This window comes from Microbacterium sp. CCH5-D1 (assembly GCF_001557335.1).
Taxonomy (GTDB): Bacteria; Actinomycetota; Actinomycetes; order Actinomycetales; family Microbacteriaceae; genus Microbacterium; species Microbacterium oxydans.
Window position 1 is genome coordinate 1 of sequence record NZ_LSJW01000110.1, and the last position, 13,542, is coordinate 13,542.

Consider the following 13,542-nt stretch of genomic DNA (forward strand, 5'->3'; position numbering starts at 1 on the left):
CGGCACCGTCGCCGGCGCCATCCTCGTCGGCGGCTGGGGGTTCTTCGATTCCTGGTACGGCTTCTTCGAGGAGTCGATGGCCGACGAGACGCTCCACTGGCTGGTGATGCTGGTGGTGCTGTTCGGCATCCTGCTCACGCTCTTCGAGCACTCGAACGCCGTGACTGACTTCGCGCGCTGGACGGAGCGGTTCGTCAACAGTCGCCGCAAGTCGATGGTGCTGTCGCTGCTGCTGAGCATCGTGCTCTTCATCGACGACTACCTCAGCGCCCTCGTCGTCGGCACGGCGATGCGCAAGGTGACCGACAGCTACAAGGTCCCCCGCACGCTGCTGGGGACCATCGTGAAGATGGCCTCGGCGCCCATCTGCGTCCTGATCCCGTTCTCGACCTGGGCGTTCTTCTTCTCCGGCCTCCTCGAGGCCGAGGGCGTGACGGTGAACGGGAGCGGGTTCGGCGCCTACCTGAGGGCGATTCCGTTCATCTTCTTCGGCTGGATCGCGCTGATCATCGTCGCCCTGCTGGTGTCCGGGGTCTTCCCGCTGCTCGGTGCGACGCGTCGCGACAACCGGCGGGCACTGGCGACGGGAGACGTCTTCCCGGCCGGATACGAGGCTGCCGCGCGCGTCGGTGTCGGATCGTCCGCCTCGTCCGCGACGGAGCTTCCTCCGATCGATGCCGGTGGGCACGCCGCGGGGGAGCCGCAGGCGGCGGCCGCCGTCGCCACGGCCACCCGTGACGACGGCACCGCGCGCCCACTGCCGTTCAACTTCCTGATCCCGGTCGTGATCATGGTGGTCGTGACGATCGCGACCGACGTGAACATCCTCAAGGGCACGGCCGCCGCCGTGATCGTGGCGCTGATCCTCTATCTCGTGCAGCGCCGGATCACGTTCAAGGGCGTCCTCGACGCGGCTTTCGAGGGCGTGGGCAGCATGCTCTTCGTGGTCGTGCTGTCGGTGCTGGCGTTCATGGTGCAGAAGATCAACATCGAACTGGAACTCGCGGACTTCGTGATCGGCGCCACGCAACCCTTCATGAACGGTGCTCTGCTTCCTGCGGTGGTGTTCCTGGTCTGCGGCGTCTACGCCTACGCGACCGGTTCGTTCTGGGATCTGGCGGTGGTCGTGACGCCCCTGGTCGTGCCGCTGGCCTTCGCGATGGGCGTCGACCCGATCCTCGCCGCCTCGGCCGTGTTCTCCGGCGCCGCGCTCGGAAGCACCACCTGTCTGTACGGCGACGGCATCATCCTGGCCTCGAGGTCGACCGACCTGAAGCCGTTGAACCTCATGATCGCGATCCTGCCCTACGCCGGCATCGCCGCCGGGATCTCTCTGGTGCTGTATCTGATCACCGGGCTCGCCGGGGTGACTCTCCTCTGAGAAACGCCGCCGGTCCCGGCGGTATCCTGGCGGGACGGGGACCGTCCGCCCTCGGAGACAGGAATAGACGGTCGGAGAAGAGGAGCGCCGTGGAGCACGTCGACACGATCGTGATCGGAGCAGGGGTGTCCGGCCTCAGTGCGGCGCGGCTGCTGCAGGACGCCGGGCGCCGGGTCGTCGTGCTCGAGGCGCGGGACCGGATCGGGGGCCGCGTGCACACCGACCGCAGCGCCGCCGTGACGGATCTCGGTGCCTCGTGGATCCACGGCGTCACGGACAGTCCCGTCGCGGACGCGGCCGCCGCCTTCGGGATGCGCACGGTCGAGTTCACGGTCGGCGGCTACCAGGTCGACAGCAGGCCCATCGCGTACTACGGCCCCGACGGACATCGGCTGTCCGATGACGATGCGGCGGCGTTCGCGGCCGATGTACACGCCGTCGATGCGGTTCTCGTGGACGTGATCGCCGCGTCCCATGCCGACGCCTCCTACCGGGACGTCACGGAGGCGGCGCTGGAACGCCAGGGCTGGGACGCCGCCCGCACCCAGCGGGTACGGGAGTATCTGGAGCACCGGTCGGAAGAGCAGTATGGGGCATGGATCGAGGAGCTCGCCGCCCACGGTCTGGACGACGACACGATCGACGGCGACGAGGTCGTGTTCCCGGACGGCTATGGTGTTCTCCCCGCTCGACTCGCGGAAGGACTGGACGTGCGCCTGGAGCACGTCGTCACCCGCATCGACTGGTCCGACGGCATCCGCGTCGACACCGCCCACGGCACGTTCTCGGCCGACACCACGGTCGTCACGGTCCCGGTCGGCGTGCTGCAGGCGGGGGCGGTCGAGATCGTGCCACCCCTGCCGGCGGCGAATGCGGAGGCCCTCGGGCGTCTTCGGATGAACGCCTTCGAGAAGGTCTTCCTGCGCTTCCCGGACCGGTTCTGGGATGAGGGTGTCTACGCGATCCGGCAGCAGGGACCGGAGAGCCGATGGTGGCACTCCTGGTACGACCTCACCGCTCTGCACGGTGAGTCCACCCTGCTGACCTTCGCCGCGGGTCCGGCCGCGACCGCCACCCGCGACTGGAGCGATTCGCAGGTCGTCGCCTCGGTGCTCGAACAGCTGCGCCGGCTGTACGGAGACCGTGTCGTCGAGCCGATCCGCGTGCTTCGCACGGCCTGGCAGGACGACGCGTACTCGCACGGATCCTACGCGTACATGGAGCCGGGGTCGACCACATCCGACCACGACGACCTCGCGACGCCCATCGGCGAGCGGCTGCACCTGGCCGGTGAAGCCACCTGGACGGATGACCCCGCGACCGTGCCGGCGGCCATGCTGTCCGGGCATCGTGCCGCCGAGCGGATCCTCGGTCGAGCTGTCCCGATCGAGCGACTCTGGGCGCACACCTAGGGCGTCGCCCCGGCGATCAGACCGCGAGCGTCACCTGGGCGGCGAGAGCGCTCGCCGTGTCGATGTCGGGCTGTGCTCCCACGCCGCCGCTGCCCCGCGTGGACGCGGTGCCGCATGCGACCGCGAAGGCGATGGTGTCCGCGAGCGGCATCCCCCGGATTCGCGCGGCCAGGAAGCCGGCGGCCAGGGTGTCGCCCGCGCCGACCGTGTCGATCAGCGGCGCTGCGAGTGGGGGAACGCCCGCTCGTACCCGCTCGAGCCGGTTCTCGCCGCGGCGCACGGCCACGGCCCCGTCCCCGCCGAGCTTGGCCACGACGACCGCGCCGTCCGGCATGAGCGCCAGCAGACGTTCGATCGCCGTCGAGATGTCCGGGGTGCGGGTGATCCCGGTCAGCTCCTCCTCGTTCCCGAAGAAGACGTCCACATGCGGCATCACGTCGAGGATGCCGGAGTCCCACCGCTGCTCCGGATCGAAGTTGCCGTCGAGCGAGGTGCTCAGACCGACGGCGCGGGCGGCGGCGAACAGTGCCGGCGCGTCCGCGTGGAGATCGTGCTGGAGGAAGTAGCTGCCGGCGTGCACGTGCACGGCGTGCGCGAGATCCTCGGCGGTCACATCGGCGGCGGTCACCGTCCCGATCGAACCCAGAGACGTCAGGATGGCGCGATCGCCGCTCGGACGGGTCAGATGGGTCGACGCGCCGGTGGGACGCGAGTCGTCCACGCGCACCCCGGAGGTATCGACTCGACGGTCGGTCAGCTCGACGTCGAGGAACCGTCCGAACGTGTCGTCCCCGCGCGCACTGATGAGCCGCGTGGGAACCCCGAGCGCCGCCGCGCCGCACGCCGTGATGGCGGAGGAGCTCCCCATCGTCAGCGTCGTCCGCGGAACGATCTGCTCGTGCTGGCCGAAGCGGATCTCGTCGTCGACCTCGATGATCAGGTCGACGCACAGCTCGCCGACGACGAGCAGCTGACCTACGGATGCTGCGGTAGCAGCCATTCGCACCACACTCCTTCTCTGTCGGCCTCGTGCCGACTGCTCCAGTCTGCGGCTGCGGCACGCGCCGCGTCGCAGGCGAGCCGCATCCTGTCTGTCCCACGATCGGACCCGTGGATGCTGATGAGCGTCCACGGCGCCGACGAGACGGCCCCGACGCGGCCGCTCACCGCAGTCGTGCGTACGGGCACCGACATCGCGATGACGTCTCCGGCGCCGAGATCGAGGGCATCCGCGACGGCGTCGGCGAGCCCCTCGAGGAGGCTGAGCTCCTCGGGGTGCGGAAGGGCAGCGACGGTGATGAGCGGCATCAGTCGGTGACGAGCACGGAACGGTTCAGGAACGGCGGCGTGTCGGGGTTGCGCCCGCGCAGGGCGGCCAGATCCACGGCCAGACGGTGCACCAGGGGCAGGTTCGCCTGCGGATCCAGGTCGTTCACGTACACCGCGGCGCCCGTGGAGCGCACGTCGTCGGCGACCACATCAGGGGCATCGCCGAGGAACCAGACGAGCGTGTCCGGCCCGGCGCAGGAGATCGGGCCGTGCTGGTACTCCCACATCGAGTACGCCTCGGTCCAGAACCCCGCGGACTCGCGCACTTTCAGCGCAGCCTCCTGGGCGAGTCCGATCGTCCACCGGTGTCCGAGGAAGACGATGTGCTGCACCTGGGCCGGATCCGCGGGGAGTTCGACCGCCAGTGCGGAGCGGGCGTCGTCGACGAGCGTCGCGGGAGCCTGTTCGATAGAGGCGCGGAGCGTGGTGAGCACCGTCGTCGCGAAGCGAGTCTGCACGATGGACTTCTCGTCGGCGAAGTCGAGGTGCACGGTGCGGTCGGCGCAGAGGCGCCCGAGGGCCGTATCGGTGTCGCCGAGGATCGCGGTGATCCGGTGCGTCGCGCTGTAGCGCTCGACGAGATCGACCACATCGACCGTGGTGCCGGAGCGCGAGATGACGACGATGTGCTCGTCGTCGTCGATCCAGTCCAGCTCGCTGGGGATCGCTGCACGGGTGCGCCCGAGGCCGGCGTCGTTGCGCAGATACGCGTAGGAATCGCCGATGTAATAAGAGGTGCCGCAGCCGATGACGAGAACCTTCTCGCCCTCGAGCGGGAGGAGTTCGCGGTGTCGCTCAGAGAGATCGAGCGCCTGCTGCCAGATCTCGGGCTGGCTCATGAGTTCCGCCCGTGTCGTCGCGCCTGATCCTGCGTTGCTCTCGTTCATCTCGATGGTCCTTCAATATCTCCGCCGTCGCGCATGTGGCGACGATCTGTGCAGATTCAATCAGAAATGAGCAAAGAATGAAAGTTCTTGACGGAATGCGCCGTTTGTTGAATACTGCAACAACAGACAAGGCGTGCAGTGCCCGAAGCTGCGTGCGGAGATGACCAAAGAAGGAGATCGAAGCGTGAGAATCAGAAATCAACGCCTCACCGGCATTGTCGGACTCGGCGCTGCAAGCGCCCTGGTGCTCTCCGGCTGCGCCGGATTCGGCGGCGGCGGTTCCGATGACGAGGGCGGCGACAAGAGCCTGACCTTCACCACCTGGGGCAGCGAGTCGGAGGAAGCGACCTTCAAGGACCTCATCTCGCAGTTCGAGGCCGATCACGAGGGCGTCGACATCAAGCTCAACGTGGTCCCCTATGACCAGATGTTCTCGAACATCGACGCGCAGCTCTCCTCCCGCAAGGCGCCCGACCTGTTCCGAGTCGACTACGGCAACCTCGGCGTGTACTCGAGCCAGGATCAGCTGCTCGACCTCAGCGAGTACTTCGACGACGACGAGATCGCCGAGTTCACACCCGCGATGTGGGAAGCGGTCTCCTATGAAGGAGTGCCCTACGGCGTCCCTCACCAGACCGACGTCTCGGCAGTGCTCGTGAACACGGCGATGCTGTCGGACGCGGGCATCGACCCGGCGACGCTGCCCACCACGCAGGAGGACGCGTGGACGTGGGACGAGTTCGCCGACGTCGCCGCCAAGCTGCGCTCGTCGCTCCCCTCCGACAAGTTCCCCTTCGTCTACAACTGGCAGCTCGGCGGCGCTCCGCGCTGGCTCAGCTGGCTCTTCCAGGCCGACGGCACGTTCCTCGACGGGACCACGGCCACGATCGACTCGCCCGCGGGCGCCGCGGCCGTCGACTTCACGAAGAGCTTCTTCGACAAGCAGTGGGTCCCGCCGACGAGCTCCACCAAGGGCACGATCTACGCCGACTCGACGTTCACCGAGGGGACGGCGGCGATGGCCTTCATGGGCTCCTTCCTGGTCCCGGACATCGACGCCCTCGCGGACTTCGAGTGGACGGCGATCCCCATGCCGCGGGATGAGCGCGGCGCCACCGATCTCGGCGGCAACGCCCTCGTCGCTTCCAAGACGACGAGCAACCCCGAGCTCGCCGCCGAGTTCCTGAAGTTCATGGTCTCGGCCGATGCGATGAGTGAGTTCTGCGCGAACACCAACGAGCTCCCCACCCGCATCGACCTCGAGGGCGACACGGTGAAGTTCAAGGTCCGTCCCGACGTGATGCCGGTGTTCGTCGACCAGGCGGCGACGATCGAGCCGAGTGACGTCAAGCAGCTCACCTCTCCGGCGATGGCCGCGATCAACACGGCGCTACAGGATCAGCTCGAGGCCGCCTTCCTCGGTGGACAGTCCACCGAGAAGACGCTCGCGAATCTGTCCGCCGCGATCGAGGAAGCCGCTCAGTAATGACCGCTCTCTCCACCCGCGACCGGGGCAACGCTGTCGCCTCGCCCCGGCCGCGGGCGGGGCGACGGGCCGCCCGGCTGCGCGAGTCTCTCGTCGGCTGGGCATTCGCCGCACCGAATCTCGTCCTGATGTCCGTGTTCCTGTTCGTCCCGATCGTCTGGGCGCTCATCATCTCCCTCCAGGAGACGAAGGGCTTCGGCGACCCGGAATGGGTGGGACTCGACAACTACTCCACGCTGGTCTCGGATCCCGTCTTCTGGCAGAGCCTGCTCAACACGGTGGTCTTCACCGTCGCCACCGTGCCGCTCGAACTCCTCGGCGGGCTCGGTCTCGCTGTGCTGCTCAACTCGGTCCTGCCGGCGCGGGGGCTGTTCCGCACCATGATCGTGCTCCCGATGGTCATCTCCGGCGTCGCCTCCGGCATGATCGCCGTGGTGCTGTTCTACGAGTCGAACGGCCTGGTCAACAAGGTCCTGCAGGCGCTCGGACTGGAGGTGATCGGATGGCAGTCCCAGGGGACACCGGCGATGATCTCGGTCATCATCGTGGCGATCTGGCTCCGGCTGGGCTTCAACATGATCATCTACCTGGCCGGTCTCCAGTCGATTTCGCCGGAGCTCTATGAGGCGGCGCGGATCGACGGTGCGAGCCGCTGGCAGCAGTTCCGCTCGGTCACCGTCCCGCTCGTAGGACCCTCCACCTTCTTCCTGCTGATCATGAACGTCATCGCCTCTTTCCAGGTGTTCGACCTCATCTTCGTCATGACGGGAGGCGGCCCGGGCAACGCGACATCGGTGCTCGTGACCTACGCGTATCGCAACGGCTTCCAGATCAGGGAGCAGGGATACGGAGCCGCGATCGGCATCGTGATCCTCATCATCACGCTCATCTTCACCTTCATCCAGTGGAAGACGAGCAACACGAGAGACCTGGCGGAGTAGGGACGAGAACATGGCTGAAACCACCACAGTCCTTCAGATCGCGGACGCCGCCGTGCTCGGCGAGCGCGGCGCCGCGCGGGTGCAGCGGCGCCGGCGGCGGCAGAGCAGTGGACGGAAGGGCATAGTCTGGCGGACGCTGATCGCGTCGGTCGTGGCGCTCATCGTCATCTTCCCCCTGTACTGGATGCTCGTTCTCGCGTTCTCGCCGCGGGGCGAAGTCTTCCTCCCCGGGCTCCGCCTCTGGCCGAGCACCATCACGCTCGACAACTTCGTCAAGGTGTTCGACAGGGTTCCGGTCATCGACTGGCTGGGGAACTCCGTCGTGATCGGCGTGATCGTGACCGCACTCACGGTGACCGTGAACCTGCTCGCGGGCTACGCCTTCGCGCGGCTGCGGTTCGGGGGCCGCAACGCGGTCTTCCTCCTGGCTCTCGCCACGATGATGATCCCGGTGCAGGCGATCATGGTCGCGCAGTTCAAGCTCGTCTCCGGGCTGGGCATCTACGGCACCTACTGGGGCGTGATCCTCCCCGGCGCCGCCGCCGCGTTCGGGATCTTCCTCGCCAGGCAGTTCTTCATCGGCATCCCCGATGAGATCATCGAGGCGGCCCGCATCGACGGCGCCGGTCACCTGCGCATCTTCGTGCAGGTCGTGCTCCCGCTCTGCAAGCCGCTCATCGCCGTGCTCATGTTGCTCACACTCATGGGAAGCTGGAACGACTTCGCCTGGCCGTTGATCGCCCTCAACGACAACGAGCTGTTCACCCTGCCGATCGGACTGCTGTATCTCAAGAACCAGACGTCTCCCGACTACAACGCGATCATGGCGCTCGCGCTGATCTCGGTGCTGCCGATGGTGCTGCTGTTCATCTTCTTCCAGAGGTACTTCGTCCAGGGCTTCGCCCGGAGCGGGATCAAATGACGCTTACCTATCTGTGCTCGCTGCCCCTGCCGGACAGCTGGTTCGACGAACTGGCCGAGAGGATGCCGCAGGTGGCGATCCACCGCCTCGCGCCGGGGGAGACGCCGGACGCGCGCGTCCTCGCAGAGGTCGACCTCCTGCACACCAGCGAGTGGCTCCCGGAGGCGGAGGACGTTCCGTCGCTGCGGCTGGTGCAGCTCGACACCTCGGGCGTCGACCATGTGCGTGGATCCTCGCTCTGGACGAGCGGCGTGCCGATCGCGACCCTCGGGGGCATCGCACCGGTTCCGATGGCCGAGTACGCGCTGATGTCGATCCTCGAGCTCGCGCACCGCATGCCGGCGATCGTGCAGCACCGACAGGGTCGCGTCTGGCCGTCGAACGCCGACCGGCTCGCCTCCCTCACCCCTCGGCAGCTGCCCGGCGCCACGGTCGGCATCATCGGGTACGGCCGCATCGGGCGGGAGATCTCGCGTCTCGCCACGTCGTTCGGCATGAATGTGCTCGGCGTCAGCCGATCCGGCACGAGGGCCGCCGCGGCGGAGAAGTTCGACACCGGACGACAGTCGATCGACGATGACCCGGCCGAGCTGTTCCCGATCGGCCGGCTCCACGAGGTGCTTCGCCGCAGCGACTACCTCGTGGTCGTCGTGCCCCTCACCGAGCTGACCCGCGGACTCATCGGCGCGGAGGAGCTCGACCTGCTCCCGCCGGGGGCGTGCGTGGTCAACATCGCGCGCGGCGGCATCGTCGACGAGGCGGCGCTGCTCGAGCGGCTGCGGGCCGGACGCATCGGCGGCGTCGCCGTCGACGTGTTCGACGAAGAGCCGCTGGGGCCGGAGTCCGGGTGGTGGACGGAGAGCGGCGCACTGGTGACGCCTCACGTCGCGGGGCTCGCCCCGCAGTATCATGCACAGACACTCGACCTCGTCGTCGAGAATCTGAAACGTCTGGCCGAGAATCGGCCTTTGCTGAATGAGGTGGATCGTGCAGCCGGTTACTGAGCCCCTGATCGGGCCGAAGCGTCAGCGCGAGCTGCTCAACTACATCCGTACCTACGGGGCCGGATCCGTCAGCGAGATGGCGAAGATGCTCGGCGTGAGCACCTCGACCGTGCGTCGCGACCTCAACGAGCTGCAGGACAAGAAGCTCGTCGAGCGCGTCCACGGCGGTGCGGCGCAGGTCGACGACGACGTGGAGCCCCTCCGCCCCCAGCGCGAGGTGGCCTTCGCCGAGGAGAAGCAGCGTATCGGCCGCGCCGCCGCCGCGTACATCACGCCGAACTCGACGGTGCTGATCACGGGCGGGACCACGACGGAGGCGATGCTGCCGTTCCTGGGCGGGATCCCCGGGCTCACCGTTCTCACGAACAGCCTGACCGTCGTCGGCCGTCTCTCTCAGACCCCCGACATCGACATCATCGTGCTCGGCGGGCTGCTGCGGCGACAGGAGATGAGCCTGCTCGGCCACCTCACGATCTCCGGGCTCGACGAGTTCGGGATCGATCGCGTGTTCACCGGCGCGTTCGGTGTCGACGCCGAGATGGGGGTCACCGGGACGAACCTCTCGGAGACGCAGACCGACCGTTCCCTGGCCTCGTCGGCGCGAGAGCTCATCGTCCTCGCCGATCACTCGAAGCTCGCGCGGCGGGGTCCGGCGCGGCTGGTCCCGACCGACGGGATCTCCCGGCTGATCGTGGACGACGGTGCGGATCCGAAGCTGCTCGAACTCATGCGCGGTGCGGGGGTGACCGTCGAGACATGCTGATCCCACCCGCCCTCTCGGCGGTGGGGCTGGGCGCGAGCCTGCCCTCCGTCGCCGCATTCAACGTCATCACCCTCGAGTATGCGGAGGGGATCGTCGTCGGCGCGGAGCGCGCGGGGGCACCCGTGCTCCTCTCCGTCAGCCACAACGCGGTGCGCTTCCACGGTGCCCTCGCGCCGATCGCCGCGGGGTGTCGGGCGTTGGCCGACGACGCCTCCGTGCCGGTCCTGCTGCATCTGGATCACTGCGAGTCCGAGGAGTTGGTACTGGAGGCCGCCGACCTCGGATTCGACTCCGCCATGTTCGACGCCTCGACGCTCCCGTACGACGAGAACGTGGCTTCGACGGCGCGCGTCACCGCCCGCGGACACGAGGCCGGTCTGTGGATCGAGGCCGAGCTCGGCGAAATCGGTGGCAAGGACGGCGCGCACGCACCCGGCGTGCGGACTGATCCGACCGAGGCCGCGTCGTTCGTCGCCGCGACAGGTGTCGACGCCCTCGCCGTCGCCGTGGGGTCGTCGCACGCGATGACGAGTCGCACGGCACAGCTCGACGTCGACCTGATCGCGCGCCTCGCCGCCGCCGTGCCCGTTCCGCTCGTCCTGCACGGATCGTCCGGCGTCGACGACGCGAGCATCCGTGCGGCCGTGACCGCCGGTATCCGCAAGGTCAACGTCGGCACCCAGCTGTCCGCCGCCTATTCGAACGCACTGCGGGCCGAGCTCGCCGACAGCGTCGACCCCCGCCGAGCACTGCGCGCGGCGAGGGGTGCCATTGCCAGCGATGTCGCGCATCTGCTCGGCGTCATCTCGAACCCCACCCCGGAGAGGTAGGAACCATGTCCGCAACCGTGCAGGGCCCTTCGTCGCATGACGGCGAGCCGAGTGCAGCCGCACTGCTCGAGGCCGGCGACATCGTCGGCCTGATGCGTGCGTGTCACGATCGACGCCTCGAGCGCGAGGGCATCCCGATGGTCCTCGGCCTCGCAGACGAGCGCGGCCCGATCCCGGTCGCCGCATCCTCGGCGCAGCAGGCGGAGGGGACGGCGTTCCTCGCCGTCCTCGACCGATACCGCGATGCCCTGGTGCCCTGGGCGCGCGTCGACGATGAGGGCGCCGTCATCACGGCGATGCAGGTGCTCGGCTACACCCACTTCGCACCGGGGGCTGCACCGCTCTCGGACACCCCGGCCGCCGCCGAGGAAGGAAAGAACGCATGACCAAGCCCTCTTTCGACGTCCAGCGCGAGCAGCTGTCGAACGGTCATTTCATCCGTGTGGTGAACTACCACTCGACCCCGCGCGGCGCACGGGCCGAGCTGGAGAAGGAGCTCGCCGGCTTCGCCAGGGACTACGCGCCGGTCACCCTCGAAGACCTCGACCGGCTGTTCGACACGGGCACGTGGCACAAGGACAAGCCCGGGCTGATCCCGGTCTTCTACGAGGGCTACCGGAACTCGATCTCGGTCGCGGCGCCCCTGTGCGACGAGTACGGGCTCACCGGCTGGTTCCCCATCGCGACGTCCTTCGTGGACTGCGACCCGGAGCACCAGGAGGCCTTCGCCCGGGCGCACTGGATCTCGCTCGTCGAGGAGGACACCCGGGGCGGCCGCATCGCCATGAGCTGGGACGAGGTCGCCGAGGTCTCGAAGCGCCACGTCGTGTTCCCGCACACCGCTCATCACGAGGGGTTCGACACCACCCTGTCGGACGAGGACATCCTTCGAGAGGTCGTGGAATCGAAGGCGCAGCTCGAGGCTGTGACCGGACAGGAAGCGCCGGCCTTCGTCTGGCTGCACGGCTCCTCGTACGGACAGAGCCCCCGACACGACCAGGCCGTCAAGGACGCGGGCTACCGCTACCAGTTCGCGAACACGATGATCCACCGCGTGAGCTGAGCCGCGCGGTCGGCTTCTGCCGTACGACGCGTCCCTCGCAGTGCTGCCCCGATTCCTGCGAGGGAGGCGTCAGCGTGCGCGGGACGCGTGGTCTCGTGTGCGGCTGCCGCGCCTCAGGTGGAGGGCAGGCCGAGATGACGGATGCGTCCGCTGCGGTCGCGCCAGGTGAGCTCGATGGTGCCTCCCCGGCGCGTGGAATCCGCTGCGCGGGCGGTGCCCTCGACGACGTCGGAGATCCCGTGCCGTGACAGCAGTGCGGCGGCGAGGGCGTCGTCGACGTCGGCCGGCTCGTCGACGGGCATCCAGGTGCGGTCGGGATAGCCGTCGACCCCGGAGGAGAGCACGGCGGTCGTGCCGTCCTCCCGGGCTAGGTCCACGCGCAGCACACCGTCCTGGTGGGTCAGTCGGAACCGTGACACGGATGCCGCGGCATCCGTGTCACGCCGAGCGAATCCGGGACCGGGTGACCAGAACCAGCTCTCCAGCGAGCCCTCGTCGTTCCGTGCGAGGACCTCGAGGTGATGGGGACCGAGCGTCGACTGCACGATCTGCGCGTCGAGGTATCGGCGGCCGGAGGCGAAGGAGAGCCCCGCGCTCCAGCGCCCCGGCGGCACATCGGGGGTGTCGAGGGGATCGTCGGGGTGGTCGGCGTTGAACCAGAACACCCAGAGGCCGTCCGCCGTGTCGCAGGCGACGAGCTCGAGGTTTCCGCGGGTCCCGTAGACCCCCTGGGCGAGAGAGACGGGGCCGGAGGTGTGTCGATCCGAACCGATCGTCATGATTGTTTCTGAAAGCATGTGCTTATTCTTGCTCATTTGTGGGTGTTTGTGACAGCATGTGTTTCACGACCACTCGAAGGAGCAGCATGAGAATCGCCAGGGCACTCGTCAGCGGGAAGCCGCGCATCGTGATCACCGACGCCGGAGTGTCCCGGCTCGCGCCGGAGTCGCATCCCGACGACGCGCTGCTCGCGCTTGCCGGCGCACGCGCCGGCGACACGGACGCCTGGGCCGAGATCGATCTCGACGCCCTCGAACTGCTCGCGCCGGTCGCCGGAGTCGGCAAGATCATCGCCGTGGGTCTGAACTACGTCGACCACACGGCGGAGACGGGCATCACGCAGCCGGAACGCCCGCTCACCTTCGCGAAGTACGCGACCTCGATCACCGGCCCCACGGCAGACGTCGTGGTGCCGGACCACCTCACCCAGGGGGTCGACCTCGAAGCCGAGCTCGCCCTGCTCATCGGCCGTCGTTGCGGCGGCGAGACGCCGGCCACGCTCGACGACGTGGCCGCCTACACCGTCGCCAACGACGTGTCGGCGCGCGACGTGCAGTTCGGCGACGTGCAGTGGACGCGCGGGAAGTCGTTCGACACGTTCACCCCGCTCGGGCCATGGCTGGTCACGCCCGAGGAGTTCGGGTCCCCCGAGGGCCACCGCATCTACGCCGACGTCAACGGCGAGCGGTTGCAGGAAGACGACACGGCCGAGATGATCTTCGACGTGCCCACGATCCTCGCCTT

At 68.2% G+C, this 13,542-nt stretch carries 15 protein-coding genes; 11 read left to right on the forward strand and 4 right to left on the reverse strand.

Features of this window, described 5'->3' with window-relative positions; all coding sequences use genetic code 11:
- A partial coding sequence (locus AX744_RS07140) for a Na+/H+ antiporter NhaC family protein (RefSeq protein ID WP_061016005.1) occupies window positions 1-1,381 on the forward strand: 1,381 nt, incomplete at its 5' end.
- Between the two features lie 89 nt (window positions 1,382-1,470).
- Window positions 1,471-2,793: a flavin monoamine oxidase family protein gene (locus tag AX744_RS07145; RefSeq protein WP_061016007.1), complete on the forward strand. Its 1,323-nt coding sequence runs from the start codon at window positions 1,471-1,473 to the stop codon at window positions 2,791-2,793.
- Between the two features lie 16 nt (window positions 2,794-2,809).
- Here AX744_RS07145 and AX744_RS07150 read toward each other — a convergent pair whose 3' ends face one another.
- The 3 genes from AX744_RS07150 to AX744_RS07160 are packed head-to-tail and all read right to left on the reverse strand — an operon-like array spanning window position 2,810 to window position 5,009.
- Window positions 2,810-3,793, reverse strand: coding sequence for a carbohydrate kinase family protein (locus AX744_RS07150; protein ID WP_061016009.1), 984 nt, complete (start codon window positions 3,791-3,793; stop codon window positions 2,810-2,812).
- Window positions 3,769-4,101 (reverse strand): hypothetical protein, encoded by a 333-nt coding sequence (locus AX744_RS07155; RefSeq protein WP_061016011.1) that lies wholly within the window; start codon window positions 4,099-4,101, stop codon window positions 3,769-3,771. Before AX744_RS07155 ends, AX744_RS07150 begins: the two co-directional genes overlap by 25 nt.
- Complete coding sequence (locus AX744_RS07160; RefSeq protein ID WP_061016013.1) at window positions 4,101-5,009, reverse strand: SIS domain-containing protein; 909 nt, start codon at window positions 5,007-5,009, stop codon at window positions 4,101-4,103. The genes AX744_RS07155 and AX744_RS07160 overlap by 1 nt, the downstream gene beginning before the upstream one ends.
- A gap of 184 nt (window positions 5,010-5,193) precedes the next feature.
- On the opposite strand from AX744_RS07160, the gene AX744_RS07165 reads away from it, so the two are divergent.
- The 8 genes from AX744_RS07165 to AX744_RS07200 are packed head-to-tail and all read left to right on the forward strand — an operon-like array spanning window position 5,194 to window position 12,018.
- Complete coding sequence (locus tag AX744_RS07165) at window positions 5,194-6,495, forward strand: ABC transporter substrate-binding protein (RefSeq protein WP_231728755.1); 1,302 nt, start codon at window positions 5,194-5,196, stop codon at window positions 6,493-6,495.
- Window positions 6,495-7,436 carry a carbohydrate ABC transporter permease gene (locus AX744_RS07170; RefSeq protein ID WP_082738436.1) on the forward strand — a complete coding sequence of 314 codons (942 nt, stop codon included), beginning with the start codon at window positions 6,495-6,497 and terminating at the stop codon, window positions 7,434-7,436. The genes AX744_RS07165 and AX744_RS07170 overlap by 1 nt, the downstream gene beginning before the upstream one ends.
- 10 nt (window positions 7,437-7,446) lie before the next feature.
- Window positions 7,447-8,358: a carbohydrate ABC transporter permease gene (locus AX744_RS07175; RefSeq protein ID WP_082738437.1), complete on the forward strand. Its 912-nt coding sequence runs from the start codon at window positions 7,447-7,449 to the stop codon at window positions 8,356-8,358.
- The gene (locus tag AX744_RS07180) at window positions 8,355-9,362 is read left to right on the forward strand and encodes a D-2-hydroxyacid dehydrogenase (protein WP_061016014.1); all 1,008 of its coding nucleotides are present in this window, start codon (window positions 8,355-8,357) and stop codon (window positions 9,360-9,362) included. The genes AX744_RS07175 and AX744_RS07180 overlap by 4 nt, the downstream gene beginning before the upstream one ends.
- Window positions 9,346-10,125 carry a DeoR/GlpR family DNA-binding transcription regulator gene (locus AX744_RS07185; RefSeq protein ID WP_061016015.1) on the forward strand — a complete coding sequence of 260 codons (780 nt, stop codon included), beginning with the start codon at window positions 9,346-9,348 and terminating at the stop codon, window positions 10,123-10,125. The genes AX744_RS07180 and AX744_RS07185 overlap by 17 nt, the downstream gene beginning before the upstream one ends.
- Window positions 10,119-10,955, forward strand: coding sequence for a class II fructose-bisphosphate aldolase (locus AX744_RS07190; protein WP_061016016.1), 837 nt, complete (start codon window positions 10,119-10,121; stop codon window positions 10,953-10,955). The genes AX744_RS07185 and AX744_RS07190 overlap by 7 nt, the downstream gene beginning before the upstream one ends.
- 5 nt (window positions 10,956-10,960) lie before the next feature.
- Window positions 10,961-11,341, forward strand: coding sequence for a hypothetical protein (locus AX744_RS07195; protein ID WP_061016017.1), 381 nt, complete (start codon window positions 10,961-10,963; stop codon window positions 11,339-11,341).
- On the forward strand, window positions 11,338-12,018 hold the full coding sequence (locus AX744_RS07200) for a polysaccharide deacetylase family protein (protein ID WP_061016019.1): 681 nt from the start codon (window positions 11,338-11,340) through the stop codon (window positions 12,016-12,018). Before AX744_RS07195 ends, AX744_RS07200 begins: the two co-directional genes overlap by 4 nt.
- Before the next feature lie 113 nt (window positions 12,019-12,131).
- Here AX744_RS07200 and AX744_RS07205 read toward each other — a convergent pair whose 3' ends face one another.
- Window positions 12,132-12,815: a hypothetical protein gene (locus AX744_RS07205; protein ID WP_157543539.1), complete on the reverse strand. Its 684-nt coding sequence runs from the start codon at window positions 12,813-12,815 to the stop codon at window positions 12,132-12,134.
- Between the two features lie 68 nt (window positions 12,816-12,883).
- On the opposite strand from AX744_RS07205, the gene AX744_RS07210 reads away from it, so the two are divergent.
- Window positions 12,884-13,542 (forward strand): fumarylacetoacetate hydrolase family protein (locus AX744_RS07210; protein WP_061016025.1); only part of this gene is annotated, 659 nt, incomplete at its 3' end.

Bases quoted from the DNA above. Each gene is read 5' to 3' on its own strand.
- AX744_RS07175 (WP_082738437.1), top strand. From the start codon at position 7,447: ATGGCTGAAACCACCACAGTCCTTCAGATCGCGGACGCCGCCGTGCTC.
- AX744_RS07155 (WP_061016011.1), bottom strand. From the start codon at position 4,101: ATGCCGCTCATCACCGTCGCTGCCCTTCCGCACCCCGAGGAGCTCAGC.
- AX744_RS07205 (WP_157543539.1), bottom strand. From the start codon at position 12,815: ATGCTTTCAGAAACAATCATGACGATCGGTTCGGATCGACACACCTCC.
- AX744_RS07180 (WP_061016014.1), top strand. From the start codon at position 8,355: ATGACGCTTACCTATCTGTGCTCGCTGCCCCTGCCGGACAGCTGGTTC.
- AX744_RS07160 (WP_061016013.1), bottom strand. From the start codon at position 5,009: ATGAACGAGAGCAACGCAGGATCAGGCGCGACGACACGGGCGGAACTC.
- AX744_RS07200 (WP_061016019.1), top strand. From the start codon at position 11,338: ATGACCAAGCCCTCTTTCGACGTCCAGCGCGAGCAGCTGTCGAACGGT.
- AX744_RS07150 (WP_061016009.1), bottom strand. From the start codon at position 3,793: ATGGCTGCTACCGCAGCATCCGTAGGTCAGCTGCTCGTCGTCGGCGAG.
- AX744_RS07190 (WP_061016016.1), top strand. From the start codon at position 10,119: ATGCTGATCCCACCCGCCCTCTCGGCGGTGGGGCTGGGCGCGAGCCTG.
- AX744_RS07195 (WP_061016017.1), top strand. From the start codon at position 10,961: ATGTCCGCAACCGTGCAGGGCCCTTCGTCGCATGACGGCGAGCCGAGT.
- AX744_RS07170 (WP_082738436.1), top strand. From the start codon at position 6,495: ATGACCGCTCTCTCCACCCGCGACCGGGGCAACGCTGTCGCCTCGCCC.